We start from the raw sequence: 16,800 nt of genomic DNA, 5'->3' as shown, positions 1-16,800 counted from the left end.
TTATCATACATTTAACCACGTTAATTTTACACTTATTTATTATGCTTACAGGAACTGTTAAATTTTACAATGACGCTAAGGGGTTTGGGTTTATTATAGATGATGAGTCCCAAACCGATGTATTCGTTCACGCCACCGGCCTTATCGATAAAGTCGAACAAAATGATCGTGTGGTTTACGATGTTAAGGATGGCAAAAAGGGTTTAAACGCGATTAATGTGAAAAAATCCTAAGTAAATCGGTTCGTTCTACGCGATCTGAAGCCCTTAAAACGCAAAGGGGCGAGAGCGTGTCTTGCATCTCTCTCGCCCCTTTAAGTTAACTATCAACGTAACTATTTTTGGCTTTGCTTACTTGGTATAGGCCAGTTTTCAGCGCGCACATCCACTAAAGTTTCGGAAAAAGCATCTGGATGGTACAGCACCTCCAGGCACTTGGCAGCCGATCTTTCTGGCGTCCAGAGCTGACCGCTGGATTTTAAGTGAGTGAATTTCTCTAAATTCCGAAACTCCTCGGCTGGAGCGCGACGAATATCGGCCTGCATGTCGGTATCCACCACACCTGGTGCCACACTAAAACAACGTAGTGCAGAACCCCGATGTGCAGCCTCCAAAGCTACCGTTTCCGAGTAGCGGTTTAATGCAGCTTTAGAGGCACTGTAGGCAGACCAACCGTCGATGGCTTTTCGTGCAGCTCCAGAGCTGATATTTAGGATGACCCTATCCAGGTCCTCCCTTTGCCCGTATAGGGCGATAAACTGATTCATCAGTACTAAAGGCGCTGTGGTATTCAACTGGAACAGCGCGGTGATGCCTGCGGGGGAAAGCTGCCCTACATGTCGAATCTCTCCGATCCAGCCCGCATTATTAATCAAATAAACACCTTGTAGAGGGTTGCCCTCCTGACTCTTATCTGTGCAAGCTTCATCGGGCACGGTAAAAGTAGACCCTGCTGCGGCTAGATTCGCCTCCCGCCAGTGAAAGCGGGCATGCTCCACCTCGGGACGACTACGTGAAAAACCCCACACCTCCATTTCTGGATCACGGAGCAGCTGCTGCAGCATGGCCAAGCCAAGCCCCTTAGAGCAGCCCGTTAGCCATGTTCTTTTCCTTACCATAAGCGCTTAGAGGATATATTGTGACAAGTCGCGGTTCGTTACCAGAGAAGATAGTCTCTCCTGCACCATTTCAGCGGTGATCATAAGGCGAGCATGGGGGGTAATCGTATCCGGCACATCGAAGAGGAAATCATTCAGCAAATGACTCATCACCGTATGCAGACGACGTGCCCCGATATTTTCTACCTCCTCGTTTAGGGTATAGGCTAGGCGGGCAATTTCTTTTATGGCCTCATCGGTAAATTCGAGGTGCACTTCTTCTGCGCCGAATAAGGCTTCATACTGCTTAGTCAAGGCATTTTTCGGCTCCTTTAAAATCTTATAAAAATCTCCTTCCGTGAGGCTTTGTAGTTCCACACGGATAGGGAAGCGCCCCTGTAGTTCTGGGATCAAATCAGAAGGCTTGCTAACATGAAAGGCTCCCGCCGCGATAAAGAGCACATGATCTGTATGTACGATGCCGTACTTGGTGTTTACGGCACTCCCCTCCACGATAGGGAGTAGATCCCGTTGCACCCCTTCACGACTTACATCTGGGCCACCACCCCCCATCTTACTGCTCTTTGAGGCGATCTTATCGATCTCATCGATAAAGATAATTCCATTATTTTCCGCCAGACGAATCGCTTCTTCCTTGAGGTCATCCATGTCGATGAGCTTGCCCGTTTCTTCCTCCATCAGCACCTTACGTGCCTCAGCGATGCTCAGCTTTCGCTTTTTCGTTTTCTTCGGCATCATACCACTCAGCATGTCCTGTAGCCCCGCCATGCTCGCATCATCCATCATGCCATTACCGATCATGCCTACTCCTACTGAGGGGTTTTGCTTCACCGTAATTTCTATTTTCCGCTCTTCGAGGTCCCCATTTCGTAACTTTTCACGGAAGCGCTCACGTGTTCGCTCATTCAGCTCTTCGGAATCGGCCTGCTCTGGATTAAACTCCTGTTCGGCACTGCTTGAACGCGAAAAATTGGGAGTAAAGCCTGCTTTTTTAACAGGAGGGATGAGGATATCCAGAATTTGCTCCTCCACCGCCTCGGCTGCCTTCTCCTTCACCTCCTCGTTTTTCTTTTCGCGCACCACATGAATCGCCTGTTCGACCAGATCCCGCACCATGCTTTCTACATCGCGGCCCACATAGCCCACCTCCGTGAATTTAGAAGCCTCTACCTTCGTAAAAGGCGCTTGCGCCACCTTCGCCAGGCGGCGGGCGATTTCGGTCTTGCCTACCCCCGTGCTTCCGATCATCAAGATGTTATTCGGCACGATGTCGCGCTGAATTTCTTCTTTGACCTTTAGCCGGCGGATTCGATTCCGCAGCGCGATCGCCACGTTTCGCTTGGCATCCTGCTGCCCGATGATGTATTTATCTAATTCCACCACGATCTGCCGCGGGGTGAGATAATCAAATTCGTTTTTCATTCGTCAAATCGTTTTTTTCTTTGTAATGAGGTGCTTACGCTTATCGCATGAAAACTCCCTGGTGCGAAGGCTTGAAAAAGGTGACCATAACTGAGCGTCACCTCACCCACTGCTACGCGCAGCCCGGTAGAAATGCCCGTTAACCCGATCCCATCCAAGCCCTGCAAGCCACTTCGCATGGCCTGCCGATACCCCAGCTGTAGGGTGAGGTACTCCTGAACGAAAAGCTCTGCAGCCAAAACTAAACTTTCCAGCCCCTGTCGCTGCCGCGCCACTTGCGCCAGCCCGCCCAAAGGATCAGGACGACTCGCCCCTCGTCCAAGTGGGTCTCCTAAGCTGGCATGAAGCCCGATAGGTAAACCTTCCGGCTGAAAACCTATACCAAAACGTATCAGGGGACGGGTAAGTCCTTCGGGGGGGAGTGGCTCCTCAGTAGAACGGTAAAGTAGGCCCGCCTGTTCGAAAGCCAGTGCAATCCGCACATTTTCTACCGGATGCTGGTAGAAAAAGCCCAGTTGAAAAAAAAAGGCCCGCTCTTGGATCAGGGCCACCAGGCTTTGGCGAAAGCCAAGCGCCAGACCATACCGGAATACCTCCGTGCCACGCGCATAGCCAGTCTGTACCTGTAGGGACTGCACCCTGGGATCGCTTAAAGGCAATCCACTCAAATCCGCCCCCCTACCCCCTTCTACAGCTAGAAAGCTGAGCGCGTGCGTCCACGTACCGGACAGAGGCGCCTGATGACTATATTGGGCCTGCCCCCCGGTGAAAGCGGGCCCGAAACGCGCCATGCTCACGCTAAACCGCTGCACCAGCAGGCTATCTGCTAAAGCCACATTCTGTAGGGCCAGCGCTCCTGAACCCGGCTTCGTAAGATTCGTCCCCCCTAAGGCCAGCAGCGTAGGATGCAGAGGTGGCGCTTCGCGCAAAAACTGTTGGCCCCAAACCTGCTGCTGCCCGGTAAACAGCAGCAGGCCTACAAGCCATTTTTTAAGTAATTGCACCGAAAACCGCATCGGCTACTGATTTCCTAAAGCTGCGGGCGCAATACTGGGCTTATCCTCCAGCACGAACTGCATCGGCTCCGGCACGAGCTCCTCTAAAAGTGCCAACTCCAGCACTTCTCCTACCTTTTCTACGAAATGAAAGGTTAGCCCCTGACGGTACGTCTCATCTATCTCGTCGACATCACGGCGGTTGATTTTCGAGAGGATTATTTGGTCGATACCGGCACGCTTCGCGGCCAAAATCTTCTCTTTAATCCCTCCTACCGGCATGACGCGCCCTTTCAGGGTGATCTCACCGGTCATGGCAAGCTTAGGCGCTACACGACGCTGCGTATACAGCGAGGCCATCGCCGTGAGCATGGTAATACCCGCTGAAGGACCATCCTTCGGCACAGCTCCTGCTGGCACATGGATATGCAGGTCATAGCGATCAAAAATTCTGTAGTCAATACCGAGTCGGTCGGCATGGGAGCGCAAATAGGATAGCGCCGTCATGGCGGACTCCTTCATCACATCGCCCAGCTGCCCGGAAAGCGTCAGCTTGCCCTTCCCTCTGCTGAGAGAGGTTTCGATGAAGAGAATCTCCCCTCCTACCGAAGTCCAAGCCAGCCCTGTAACGACGCCGGCCTCATCGTTATTCAAGTAACTTTCTTTATCGAACATCTCGGCCCCGAGAATCGCCTTTACCTGCTCTATTCCGATCCGCTTTGTGTAAGGTTCCTCCATCGCTACCGATTTCGCCACATGGCGCACCACCTTACCGATGGCACGCTCCAGACCACGAACACCAGACTCGCGGGTGTAACCCTCCACGATTTTTACTAGAGCCTGCTTATCGAAGCTAACCTCTTTTCCACTTAGCCCATGCTCCTTCCGCTGCTTAGGGACCAAGTGCTTCTTGGCGATTTCCACCTTCTCTTCCAGCGTGTAACCAGAGACCTCGATGATTTCCATCCGATCACGTAAAGCAGGCTGAATACGGTCCAGACTGTTCGCCGTAGCGATAAACAGCACCTTCGACAGATCGTACTCGACCTCCAGATAGTTATCCGAAAAGGCACTATTCTGTTCCGGGTCGAGCACCTCTAAAAAGGCAGAAGAGGGATCTCCACGGAAATCAGAGCTCAACTTATCAATTTCATCCAGCACATAAACAGGATTAGAAGACTTCACCTTCTTCATGTTTTGAATGATTTTACCCGGCATGGCACCGATGTACGTCTTCCGGTGTCCTCGAATTTCAGCCTCATCATGCACACCTCCCAGCGACATACGGACATATTTGCGCCCCAGCGCAGCGGCTATGGACTTCCCGAGGGAGGTCTTCCCCACCCCTGGAGGGCCATAAAGGCACAGTATAGGCCCCTTCAGATCATTTTTCAGCTTGAGGACCGCCAGATACTCGATAATCCGCTCCTTCACCTTTTCCAGCCCATGGTGGTCTTTATCCAAAATAGATTTCGCACGATTCAAGTCGAAATTATCTCGGGTGAATTCATTCCAGGGAAGTTCCACCATCGTCTCGGCGTAGCTCAGCGCGATGGGGTATTCGGGCGACTGTGGGTTCAGGCGCAGAAGTTTCTCTAATTCCTTATGGAAGTGCTTACCCACCGCCTCCGGCCACTTTTTCTTGGCAGCCTTTTTACGCAGCTCTTCGACCTCTTTTTCAGGTCCCTCCTCCCCCAGCTCGGTCTGGAGCACTTTCATTTGCTGGCGCAAAAAATAATCGCGCTGCTGCTGATCGATGTCGGTATGGACTTTCTTGTGAATTTCAGACTTGATCTCCAGCATTTGGATGTCCTTCATCATCAGCTCCAGGAGCAGGGTCGCCCGCTCCACGCCATCTTCGGTTTCGAGCAGCTGCTGCTTGGGTCCTACAGGAGCGTTTAGGTTAGAAGACAGAAAATGGGTCAGAAAAGGTGCATTGTCGATATTATCGAGTGCTACCTGTGCTTCCCGCGGAATGTCCGGATTTAAGTATAAGATGCGAGCAGCAGCCTCCTTTAACGACTCCTCTAAGGCATCCATTTCCTTATCATCCTCAGGAAAAGACTCTTCAAGGAAATTTACCTTAGCCTGAAAATACGGCGTTTCCGTCAGCTGTTCCTGAATTTCAAAACGTTTTTTCCCCTGAATAATAATGGTCGTATTCCCGTCTGGAAGCACGATCATTTTCAGGATTTTTGCGAGGGTTCCTACCTGATAGATTTCATCCCAACCGGGATCTTCCACCTGGGGGTTTATTTGTGCACAGACACCGATGAGCTTATCCGTTTTTTGGGCCTTTTTTACCAGCTTAATCGAGCGCTCACGTCCCACAGTGATGGGAATGACGACTCCGGGGAAAAGCACGGTATTCCGCACAGTAAGGATGGGGATATGATCGTTTAGTGTCTTCGCATCAAGAATCTGCTCCTCCTCTTCATCGGTAATTAATTGGATAAAATCACCTTCTGCAGGAAAATCTCCGAGACTATGGATGGGGTAGGATTGTGAATTTTTTTCGTTCATATAGACAAATTGGCAGCGAGCTGCCGAATAGACTGCTTGTTTACGCCATCAAGGCGCGATAATATAGAGACCCTATTTGCGGCAAGGGGCATGCCAATAAAGATACGAGAACATTTTGACAGGTTTAGTATTTTTAGAAAGGAAATCCTGCTGTATTTCTTGGCCAATAGATGCGTAAAATACCCTGCTCTTCTTGACAGCAAAGGCTATTTCACCTATTTTTAAAACGATCTTTGAACCACAAGCACTTACGTATATGCAAAGAACGATTGTCAATCCCTTATTTAAGGATGAGGTGACCTTTAAAACCCTCTCTATGGAATCGGGAGGCACTGAAACCGCACTCGAGCTGCTCCTCAGCCCGAAAGGTGGAAATCCCATGCACTACCACAAAACATTTAGCGAAACATTCACTGCCGTGGAGGGCACGCTGGGATTGAAATTAAAAAATGGGGAGCGCCATTTACACCCCGGAGAAAGCTATACGGTGCAGCCTTTTGAAGTCCATGGCTTCTTTAACCCCAGCGAAACGGAGCCCATCCGCTTTTCCATTCGCTTAGCCCCTGGACATAGTGGATTTGAAAATGCCCTACGCATCATGTATGGCTTGGCTCAGGATGGTCTTACAGATAAAAACGGAATCCCGAAGGATCTTGGCGTGGCCTTTTGGCTGGGAGAGCTAAACGACTCTCATGTGGACTTACTGGCCTTCAAACTGCTGAGCCCTCTGGGCAAATTTTTAGCCAAGAAGGTGAAAAAATCAGGAAAAGATCAAGAGCTCTTCGATCGCTACTGCAGGTAAAGTACGCTACTTGTTTTTCCTCCCTTCTCCACAGCGCGTTTAACTGATCTCTTTAGCTGACCCCTATACCTAGCCTAAAAGTATGCATGACTAGCCTTCATCCCGCAAGTACCATGCTGTTTAATCCTACAAATCTACAAAAAAATGCCCCCGAAAAAAATTGGCTTTTCCTCGGGGGTATGCTTAAAGTAAACACGGTCTAAATACGCCGCCTTGGGGGCCTTTGCGCCTTAGCGCAAAATCGTCTGCGTACGGTCTGGACCTACAGAAACAAGCTTTATCGGCACCTGGAGAGCCTCTTCTAAGTAGCTGACATAGTTTTTAAGTGCTTCGGGAAAGGCCTCGTAACTGCTTACCCCAGTCAAGCTACAATTCCAGCCCGGCAGCGTCTCATAAACGGGCTGTATAGCCGCGTCCACTTCATAAGGCAGCGTGTCCACTTGTGTACCATCCGGCAAGGTGTAATGGGTACAGACCTTGATCGTTTCGAAAATATTTAATACATCGGCCTTCATCATAAACAGCTGGGTGACGCCGTTAATCATGATGCTGTAGCGTAGAGCGGGGAGATCGATCCAGCCGCAGCGGCGTGGCCTGCCTGTGGTGCTACCGAATTCATTACCTTCCTTCCGCATGCGCTCCCCGTCTTCATCGAAAAGCTCCGTCGGAAAAGGGCCCGAACCCACGCGGGTGCAGTAGGCCTTAAAGATCCCGAAGACTTCTCCGATGTTCGCGGGGGCCACTCCGAGGCCGGTGCAAGCTCCCGCTGCCATGGTCGTGCTGCTGGTAACGAAAGGGTAGGAACCGAAGTCGATGTCTAAAAGGGAGCCCTGTGCGCCTTCGGCTAAAATCCGCGACTGCTGCCGCAGCTGTTCGTTCACCAAGTACTCACTATCCACTAGCTTCAGGGTTTTAAAGAAATCTACCGCAGCGAAAAAGTCCTTTTCTAAGGCCTCTAGTGGGCTCAGGTCATGCTGATAGAACCCTAAAATCATTTTATGATGCTCCACCACCTCCTGGTACTTCTCCTCGAAATTCGCAGCGACCATATCCCCGACACGGAGGGCCATCCGCCCGATTTTATCTTGATATGTAGGGCCTATCCCCTTCAGCGTGCTCCCGATTTTTTTATCCCCTTTCGATTTTTCATAAGCTGCATCGAGCAGTTTATGTGTAGGTAGAATGAGCGTGGCTTTTTTACTGATACAGAGGTTTTGTCTGTAATCGATGGAAAACTTAGCGAGCCCATCGATTTCTTTTTTCAGCACGACCGGATCGAGTACCACTCCATTCCCGACCACATTTAAGATATTCGATCTAAAAATCCCAGAAGGAATCTGATGTAAAACATGCTTGATACCATCAAATTCGAGTGTATGCCCGGCATTCGGGCCTCCTTGGAATCGGGCCACGACATCATACTGTGGTGCGAGGACATCGACTACCTTGCCTTTGCCTTCATCGCCCCACTGTAAGCCCAGGAGAATATCCATCTTCATGCGCTGTGAAATTATGCTTAATTGCGTTAACGTTCTTTTAAGCTGTGAAATTTGGAAGAAACAGCCTGAATAGCAAGAAAAGTGACGGATTTATTATTCCAGATCACCTCTCTCCCATGCCCGCCTTTCTTCGGATATCAGGGAATTACCCTAACCCATGCGGCTCTAACGGCACTACAGGATAGGCTTTGGCCATCGGCCAAAAAACACAAGGCAAGGCCCTAAGCCGAACTGAGCAGATATAAAAAAAATCTCCATCTCTTCTGTTTGTAAATGCTTACGCATGAATAGATGGAATGGAGATAAGGTAGAAGTCAGTCAGAGGGGGCCGAGCGCAGGTCTATTTTATTTTTGCCTCCAGCTCTTCCTGGGACTCGAAAATGGTAAAGATATTATGCAGCTTGGTGATGATCAGAAGCTTTTTCACATGCTCCGAGGGTGCGGTGAGATACATTTCTCCCTCCACATTGCGCATTTTCGTCAACATGGTGATTAGTACGCCGATACCGCTGGAACTGATGTAGCGCACCTCTGAAAGGTCGATAACAAACTGCCGCAGACCGGCTTCCACCGCATCCGTGACATACTCTACTAGGCGAGGGCCAGCCTCGTCCCCGATCAGGTCCCCTGTCAATTTTAATTCGTGCCAGTTTTCATGCGGCACTAGGGTGTGTTTTAGTTTCATGCCAATGCTCTGTTTTCGCAATGTTCTTTTTGGCAAGTGCCGTATAAAATCAATGAGTGATGCAGCACCTTAAAGTTCAATATTTCTCCTACGGTATTTTGAATGTTTTGGATGCGCGGATCGCAAAATTCGAGTACCTGATTGCACTCTGTGCAAATGAGATGGTCGTGCTGCTTAAATCCATACGACTTTTCATACTGGGCGAGGTTTTTTCCAAACTGATGCTTGGTGACCAGATCGCATTCCACGAGTAAATCTAGGGTATTATATACGGTAGCTCTGCTGACACGATAATTTTTATTTTTCATGCTGATGTAGAGAGATTCCACATCGAAATGCCCCGTGCGGGTATAGATTTCTTCCAAAATGGCATACCGCTCCGGCGTTTTACGTAGCTTTTTATTTTCTAAGTACGCCGTAAAGATTTTTTTTACCTCCTCGAAGAGTGTCGGATTTAAGGCCATGGCTCGTTTTTTTTTACAAATATAACGCTTGTTATTTAGAAATAATTCAAATAAGCTGCTTACTTTCCCCTAATCGAAGCGTGTGATTTTGATGATACCTTCGACCTGGGTCAAGTTGGCCATTAAATTATCAAGATGGGTGGTACTGTTGACATATAGCTTTATAGTTCCTTCGAAAAGTCCACTATCGGAATCCACAGTAATGGAGCGCATATTCACCTTCAGTTCATTCGAGATGACCTTAGTCAGGTCATTTATCAGCCCCACCCGGTCGGTTCCTAAAATTTTCAGGCCCGCCAGAAAGGCGATTTCCTGTTGGCTTGTCCATTTCGCCTTAATTACGCGATTCCCATGATTGGAGAGAAGTTCGAGCGCGTTCGGGCAGGAAGTTCTATGAATTTTGATGCCTTCATTAACGGTCACGAAGCCGAAAACATCATCTCCGGGGATCGGGTTGCAGCACTTGGCCAACACATAATCGACCACATCCATGTCCTCTCCGAGGAGTAGCTGATCATGCTCAGGCCCTTTCAGGTTTTTAAGTTCTTTCGTAAAGGAGGATTCATCCCGCGCATGTTCTAATGCGGGTTTTACCTTATGCTTACGTTCCTCTTTAAATTCTTTAAATGACTTAATGGTCGTCGCATCGATCGTACCTCTCCCCACCTTATAATAGAAATCGGCAGCGGTTTTCGTTTCGAAGAAGGCACGAAGCTGCTCGACCACTTCAGAGGTGAAATCCATTTTCATCTGCTTGAGTTTACGCTGCACGATTTCCTTGCCATCGAGGATGGCGGATTTTTTATCTTCTCGTAGGGCATCTTTAATTTTAGCTTTAGCGCGAGATGTTACTACGATAGACAGCCAGTCCTCGGTAGGTTTTTGCTTGTTCGAGGTTAGGATTTCTACCTGATCCCCATTTTTCAGCTTATGGCTGATGGGTACTAGTTTTTGATTGACTTTAGCGCCGATACATTTCACGCCTACCTCGGAGTGTATTTCGAAGGCAAAATCCAGGGCAGTAGCTTCGAAAGGCAGGACTTTAAGGTCTCCTTTCGGTGTAAACACGAAGACTTCATCATGAAAAAGATTTCCACGAAAGTCATCCATAAACTCAATAGCAGAGCCATCGTTAGACTCCAGCATGGAGCGGACCTGGGTAATCCACTCGTCTAGTCCTCCTCCTTTTCGATTAGTTTGTTCTTTATACTTCCAGTGGGCGGCATAGCCTCTTTCCGCGATTTCGTCCATCCGCTGTGTTCGAATCTGCACCTCTACCCACTGGCCTGTAGTGCTCATAACCGTGGTATGCAGGGACTCATAACCGTTCGCTCGGGGGTTCGAGATCCAGTCTCGCAGCCTCCCCGGATTTGGTCGATAGAAATCTGTCACGATACTATAAGCCTTCCAGCAATCCGCTTTTTCGCTTTCAGGTGCAGAGTTTAGAATAATACGAATAGCGAACAAATCGAACACCTCCTCGAAAGGGATGTTCTGCTTTTTCATCTTGTTGTAGATGGAATAAATGGATTTAGGGCGCCCCTTAATCATAAAATCCAGCCCTTGATCCCGCAGTTCTTCCTCTATGGGCGTGATAAAGCCCCGGATAAACTTGTTTCTGGACAGGCGTGTCTCCTGAATTTTATTTGCGATGAAGGTGTAGGTTTCTGTGTCGGTAAATTTCAGATAAAGATCCTCTAGCTCCGACTTGATGGCATATAAACCGAGGCGATGGGCCAGCGGTGCATACAGGTACATGGTCTCCGAGGCGATTTTCAGCTGTTTATGTCGCTGCATGCTCTCTAGTGTGCGCATGTTATTAAGCCTGTCGGCCAATTTTATCAGAATAACGCGCACATCGTCTGACAGCGTCAGCAGCATTTTACGGAAATTTTCTGCCTGCTGAGAGCTGCCGTATTCGAAGACTCCTGAAATTTTTGTGAGCCCATCGATGATAGTGGCTACCTTAGGGCCGAATTCTCTTTCGATATCCTCGAGCTCCCATTCGGTATCTTCTACGACATCATGAAGCAGCGCCGCCACGATACTGGTGGTACCGAGTCCGATCTCCTCTACGCAGACCAGCGCCACATCGAGTGGATGGTAGATGTAAGGCTCTCCAGACTTTCGACGCATTTCTTTATGTGCGTCAGAGGCCACATTAAAAGCTTTTTTGATAAAACGGGCGTCTCCGGGCTTTAAGAGTGGTTTTGCTAAGCGCAAAAGCTTGCGATAGCGCTTTAATATTTCTTTACGTTCTTCCTCTCGGTCTATTGTAATCATATAATCGAAGATAACACATTCTGGCTAAGCTACACTTTTTCGGCTCTAGGAATTTTTTTTATTTTTTTTTTGAGCGACTGTTTGCACTTTAAATTTTTCCCTCTACCTTTGTGCCACATTAAAGCTGAAAGCAAAAGCAAAATAAGCGGATGTGGCGAAATTGGTAGACGCACTAGACTTAGGATCTAGCGCCGCGAGGCATGGGGGTTCGAGTCCCTCCATCCGCACAACGAAGCCCTCAATCAAGGTTCTTAACAGAAGCCGCAAGGTGAAGAGAACAGTGATTGAGGGCTTTTGATTAAGTCTTACTCCATTCAAAATTCACTAGCCTTGGAAATCACATTAGACAAGCACACCGAAAATCAAGCTTCTGTTAAAATTACTTTAAACGAAGCAGATTACCAACCGAAGGTAGATGCTAAACTGAAAGATTACGCAAAAAAAGCGAATATAAAAGGATTCCGCCCCGGTAAAGCTCCTGTAGGGATCGTCAAAAAGATGTACGGAACTTCTGTTTTAGTAGAAGAAATTAATACGATACTTTCTGAAGAGCTCAACACCTACCTCAAGGCGCAGTCTTTCCGTATCCTCGGAGAGCCTCTTCCTGAAATTGAAGATGCAGATGCTATCGACTGGAAAAATCAAAAGACCTTTGACTTCACTTATCGAATCGGCTTCGTGGAAGATGTACAGGTTCAAGTGGATGCGTCTTTAAATGCCACGAGATACGAAATCGAGCTGGATGAAAAGACCATCCAAGAAACCATTACCAATTTACGTGAGCAAAATGGTGAAAAAATAGATGCGGAGGCTTCAGCTGAGGGAGATAGCCTGAAAGGTGTTCTAAAGTCTGTTAATGGTGAATTTGAAGAAGAGGTTTCCTTCGAGCTCAGCGCGGTAAATGAAAAGTCTTTGAAAAAATTTGTAGGCTTAAAAGTTGGCGATATCGTTGAATTCGATCCTTCTAAAGCTATTTCCGAAAACTTAGCAGAAACTTTCCAGGTAAGCGAAGAGGATGTAACAAAGTTAGCGGGACCTTGTACGCTGATCGTTGAAAAAATCTCCCGAACGCAGCCTGTGGAACTTAACCAAGAGTTCTTCGATCGCGCTTTCGGCCCAGGCGTAGTGTCGAATGAAGAAGAATTCGAAGCGAAAGTAAAAGAGCTATTAGCTGAAAATTACAACCGCGAACTTCGTGTATTTTCAGATGAAGAGCTGAAGAAGACGCTTTTGGCGCAAGCCAATATCCAACTGCCAGAAGAATTTTTAAAAGAGTGGCTTATTCGCTCTAATGAGGGCAAAGTGAGTACGGAAGAGGTGGAAAGAGAATACCCTGCCTACGCCCGTCAGCTAAGCTGGAGTTTAATTTCAAATGCGATTGCGAAGGCAAATGACATTCAAGCCACGCATGAAGAGGTGCTAGCCCGTACGCGCGATATGATTCGTGAGCAACTGGGTATGTATGGCATGTCCGAGCAGATCGAGCAGCATATGGATACCTTTGTAGATAACTATTTAAAGGAGAAGGAAGGCAACAATTACATGCAGATGTTGACTTCCATCCAAAACGACAAGGTATTAGATTTCGTCCGTGAGAAGTCGGAGGCGGCCACTGAGGTGGTGACCGTGGAGAAATTTAAGAGCATGCTCGAAAACTAATATCCGAACAAAAGCGTTTATTAAAAGTCCTTTCTCAAGGACTTTTTTTATTTTTGTATCAAACCCAATGATGGATATGTTTAACAAAGACGAATTCAGAAAATTTGCTGTACATGGCAGAGGAATAAGTGGTAACGCTTTCGACCAGTATGCGACACATGTAGAAAATATGACCCGATCTGTAATCGAGGAGCGACCCACGAACTTCCGTGAAATCGATGTGTTTTCTCGCTTGATGATGGACCGAATCATATTTTTGGGCACACAGGTGGATGATTTAATTGCGAACGTAATTATCGCGCAGCTGCTTTTCCTCGAATCTGTGGATGCGAAGAAAGACGTGACGATGTATATCAATAGTCCGGGTGGCTCTGTTACGGCGGGTCTCGGGATGTATGATACCATGCAATACATCGCCCCAGATGTTGCGACTATTTGTACAGGTATCGCTGCTTCTATGGGAGCAGTGCTACTTTCCGGAGGTGCTGCTGGAAAAAGAAGCGGCTTAAAGCATAGCCGTGTGATGATTCACCAGCCCAGTGGAGGCATGCAGGGACAGTCGAAGGATATGGAAATTTCCTTGAAACTGATCTTATCTATGCGTCATGAGCTGTACGATATTTTAGCACATCACACGGGTAAAACATTCGAAGAGATCGAGCGCGATTCGGATCGCGATTACTGGTTACGTGCTCCTGAAGCGAAAGAGTACGGCCTCATAGATGAAGTCCTCATTAGAACAAAATAAAAATGCCTCAGGTAACCTGTTCGTTTTGTGGCAGAAATAAAAAAGATGTCGATTTGATGATCTCTGGTATTTCTGCTCACATTTGTAATTTTTGCGTAGACCAAGCCTTTCAAATTATCGGAGAGGAAGCAAAAACAAAGAAAAATAAAGTTGGAACCCAGTTTAACTTAAAAAAACCGAAAGAGCTAACCACCTTTTTGGACCAGTACGTCATCGGACAGTACGAAGCGAAAAAGGTGTTGACAGTGGCCGTTTACAATCACTACAAGCGCTTGATGCAAAAGCGCAAAGAGGATGATGTACTGATTGAAAAATCAAATATCATCATGGTAGGAGATACAGGAACTGGAAAAACGTACCTAGCCAAAACGTTAGCTAAAATTTTAGAGGTTCCTTTTTGTATCGCTGATGCTACTGTCCTGACAGAGGCCGGGTATGTAGGGGAAGACGTCGAAAGTATATTGACACGTTTACTGCAGGCGGCTGACTATAATGTAGAAGCGGCTGAGCGCGGTATTGTCTACATCGATGAGCTAGATAAAATAGCCCGAAAATCGGATAACCCTTCGATCACACGAGATGTCAGTGGAGAAGGTGTACAGCAGGCCTTATTAAAATTGCTGGAAGGCACAGTAGTGAATGTTCCTCCACAGGGAGGGCGTAAGCATCCCGATCAGAAAATGATTGCGGTAAATACAGAAAACATCTTATTTATCTGCGGAGGTGCCTTCGACGGTGTCAGCCGGCATATTTCTAAGCGACTGAATACACAGCCCCTAGGTTTCAACAAGTCTACGGATGAGCTCCATGTGGATCGTGAGAATATGCTGCAGTATGTGACCGCACAGGATTTAAAGTCCTTTGGCATTATTCCAGAGCTTCTGGGACGCTTACCTGTGGTAACCCATTTGGATCCATTAGATAAAAAAGCACTGCGCAGTATCCTTACAGAGCCCAAAAATGCGCTGACGAAGCAATACAAAAAGCTGATGGACATGGAGCAAGTGAAGCTGAGCTTCACGGACGATGGCTTAGACTTTATCGTGGAAAAGGCAATGGAATTTAATCTAGGTGCTCGTGGATTACGCTCCATCTGTGAAGCGATTATCAACGATGCGATGTATGAACTTCCTTCGCAGGACGAAGTAAAAGAACTCGTAATCGATGCTGCCTATGCGAAAGAAAAGTTCGAGAAATCGAAATTCAAGCGAGTGCAAGTAAAAGTAGCCTAAGAATACTTACACCTTTAACGATACCATAAATCGAAAAACCGTGTTGCTGACAGTAAAAACTTTCAGCAACACGGTTTTTTTTCTCGACACGTGTAAGCAGTAAGCAGGGAGATCCAATTTTTAAACGGGGTTGCCTTTACCCTATCTAAGCCGATCAGAATGCTACAGTCAACATCCTGCCTGGCTCACTATACCACTTTGACGTAGGTTTTCAGCTAATGCAGCATATGCAAAAGCGCCGCGCTCACCTCACTCAGGAGGCCGCGATCAAGCGTGCCGCTTCTTTGGAAGCGTCTTGAAAACCTATTTTCTCTGCGATTTGGCTATAGCCCGCAAGCGTGGCCTGTTTGTTTCTAGGATGTAGGGCATCCATCAAGTGCTTTTTAAGTGCCGCTGGATTGAAATCGTCTTGGATCAACTCTTTAACTGTCTCCTCGCCTGAAATTAAATTCACTAAAGATATAAATGGGACACGAATAAGCCTTTTGGCGATGGCGTAGGAAAGTGGACTGGTGCGATAGACCACGACTTGAGGCACACGGAATAGCGCGACCTCTAAGGTAGCTGTACCACTAGTAACGACCGCTGCGGAGGCATGATGTAAAATATCGTAAGTCTGATTAAATAATACGCGAATTCCTGCAGCTTCTGCCTTCGCGTAGAGTCCATGAGACAGATTATCTACACCTGCAATCAAAAATTGGAATTCACTAAATTGAGGAAGAATGGCCAGCATAGTATCAAGCATAGTTCGAACCTCCTGTTCCCTACTACCGGGGAGGAGCGCGATAATCGGGCGATAACTGAGCTCATTTTTCTGGTAAAAAAAAGGATTCGGAGAAAATTTCGCTATCTCATCACGCAGTGGATTACCGATATAATGCGTAGGAATACCGTACTCCTGGAAAAAATTCGCTTCAAAGGGAAGGATACAATAAACGGCAGTGACGTAGCGCTTCAGTTTATAGGCGCGCTTCCTGTTCCAAGCCCATATTTTCGGAGGAATATAATAGTGCACGGGAATACCCTCCCCTTTGCAGAACTTCGCAATTTTCATATTGAAACCCCCATAATCCACCAGGATCACCTTTTGCGGCCGTCGTGCCCGAATATCTTTTTTGATAAGCTGTAAGCAGCGAAACACCTTGGGTAGCCCCTTTAGTACCTCCCAAAAGCCCATCACCGCAAGTTCTTGGTAATGTAAACTTAACTCCAAACCAGCAGCTTGAGCTAGGTCACCTCCCATGCCGTAAAAAGTCGACGTAGGTTCCTCTGCTCGGAGAGCAGTGATGAGATTGCTGGCATGAAGATCTCCTGATCGTTCCCCCGCTACTAAATAGTACCGCATAGCTTATTCTTAAAAAAGCCTCC

At 47.6% G+C, this 16,800-nt stretch carries 14 protein-coding genes and 1 tRNA gene; 6 read left to right on the top strand and 9 right to left on the bottom strand.

Translation table 11 applies throughout. The annotated features are described in order from the left end of the window. Positions 1–41 precede the first annotated feature (41 nt). The gene (locus tag ACXIT9_RS10490; RefSeq protein ID WP_458056181.1) at positions 42–233 is read left to right on the top strand and encodes a cold-shock protein; all 192 of its coding nucleotides are present in this window, start codon (positions 42–44) and stop codon (positions 231–233) included. A 101-nt stretch (positions 234–334) separates the two neighbouring features. Here ACXIT9_RS10490 and ACXIT9_RS10485 read toward each other — a convergent pair whose 3' ends face one another. From ACXIT9_RS10485 to lon, 4 genes are read right to left on the bottom strand one after another with little or no spacing between them, the layout of a single operon-like run. Continuing rightward, complete coding sequence (locus ACXIT9_RS10485) at positions 335–1,117, bottom strand: SDR family NAD(P)-dependent oxidoreductase (RefSeq protein ID WP_458056180.1); 783 nt, start codon at positions 1,115–1,117, stop codon at positions 335–337. A gap of 6 nt (positions 1,118–1,123) precedes the next feature. Then, on the bottom strand, positions 1,124–2,539 hold the full coding sequence (hslU, locus tag ACXIT9_RS10480; protein WP_458056179.1) for an ATP-dependent protease ATPase subunit HslU: 1,416 nt from the start codon (positions 2,537–2,539) through the stop codon (positions 1,124–1,126). Next, complete coding sequence (locus ACXIT9_RS10475; protein ID WP_458056178.1) at positions 2,536–3,555, bottom strand: hypothetical protein; 1,020 nt, start codon at positions 3,553–3,555, stop codon at positions 2,536–2,538. Before ACXIT9_RS10475 ends, hslU begins: the two co-directional genes overlap by 4 nt. Before the next feature lie 3 nt (positions 3,556–3,558). Further along, on the bottom strand, positions 3,559–6,057 hold the full coding sequence (gene lon, locus ACXIT9_RS10470; RefSeq protein WP_458056177.1) for an endopeptidase La: 2,499 nt from the start codon (positions 6,055–6,057) through the stop codon (positions 3,559–3,561). Positions 6,058–6,313: 256 nt separating this feature from the next. Here lon and ACXIT9_RS10465 point away from each other — a divergent pair, with 256 nt between their 5' ends. Then, positions 6,314–6,859 (top strand): cupin domain-containing protein, encoded by a 546-nt coding sequence (locus tag ACXIT9_RS10465; RefSeq protein WP_458056176.1) that lies wholly within the window; start codon positions 6,314–6,316, stop codon positions 6,857–6,859. Between the two features lie 230 nt (positions 6,860–7,089). Here ACXIT9_RS10465 and ACXIT9_RS10460 read toward each other — a convergent pair whose 3' ends face one another. From ACXIT9_RS10460 to ACXIT9_RS10445, 4 genes are all read right to left on the bottom strand, one after another. Next, on the bottom strand, positions 7,090–8,358 hold the full coding sequence (locus ACXIT9_RS10460; RefSeq protein ID WP_458056175.1) for an adenylosuccinate synthase: 1,269 nt from the start codon (positions 8,356–8,358) through the stop codon (positions 7,090–7,092). Positions 8,359–8,698: 340 nt separating this feature from the next. Next, on the bottom strand, positions 8,699–9,043 hold the full coding sequence (locus tag ACXIT9_RS10455; RefSeq protein WP_458056174.1) for an STAS domain-containing protein: 345 nt from the start codon (positions 9,041–9,043) through the stop codon (positions 8,699–8,701). After that, positions 9,040–9,507: a Fur family transcriptional regulator gene (locus ACXIT9_RS10450; RefSeq protein WP_458056173.1), complete on the bottom strand. Its 468-nt coding sequence runs from the start codon at positions 9,505–9,507 to the stop codon at positions 9,040–9,042. Before ACXIT9_RS10450 ends, ACXIT9_RS10455 begins: the two co-directional genes overlap by 4 nt. Positions 9,508–9,576: 69 nt before the next feature. Continuing rightward, positions 9,577–11,790, bottom strand: coding sequence for a RelA/SpoT family protein (locus ACXIT9_RS10445; protein WP_458056172.1), 2,214 nt, complete (start codon positions 11,788–11,790; stop codon positions 9,577–9,579). A gap of 145 nt (positions 11,791–11,935) precedes the next feature. Here ACXIT9_RS10445 and ACXIT9_RS10440 point away from each other — a divergent pair. From ACXIT9_RS10440 to clpX, 4 genes are all read left to right on the top strand, one after another. Next, positions 11,936–12,017: transfer RNA gene (locus ACXIT9_RS10440), tRNA-Leu, on the top strand. 103 nt (positions 12,018–12,120) lie between these two features. Beyond that, positions 12,121–13,449 carry a trigger factor gene (tig, locus tag ACXIT9_RS10435; protein WP_458056171.1) on the top strand — a complete coding sequence of 443 codons (1,329 nt, stop codon included), beginning with the start codon at positions 12,121–12,123 and terminating at the stop codon, positions 13,447–13,449. A gap of 76 nt (positions 13,450–13,525) precedes the next feature. Continuing rightward, positions 13,526–14,197, top strand: coding sequence for a ClpP family protease (locus tag ACXIT9_RS10430; protein WP_458056170.1), 672 nt, complete (start codon positions 13,526–13,528; stop codon positions 14,195–14,197). 2 nt (positions 14,198–14,199) lie between these two features. Next, positions 14,200–15,429: an ATP-dependent Clp protease ATP-binding subunit ClpX gene (clpX, locus tag ACXIT9_RS10425; RefSeq protein WP_458056169.1), complete on the top strand. Its 1,230-nt coding sequence runs from the start codon at positions 14,200–14,202 to the stop codon at positions 15,427–15,429. A 253-nt stretch (positions 15,430–15,682) separates the two neighbouring features. Here the strand turns inward: clpX and lpxB are convergent, their stop codons facing one another. Further along, entirely contained in the window at positions 15,683–16,777 is a 1,095-nt protein-coding gene (lpxB, locus tag ACXIT9_RS10420) for a lipid-A-disaccharide synthase (RefSeq protein WP_458056168.1), read from the bottom strand. Positions 16,778–16,800 lie beyond the last annotated feature (23 nt).

It is taken from the genome of Nitritalea sp. (genome assembly GCF_054166705.1).
Note: the sequence above shows the minus strand (reverse complement) of the source record. Positions and strands in the feature narration are given on the sequence as shown.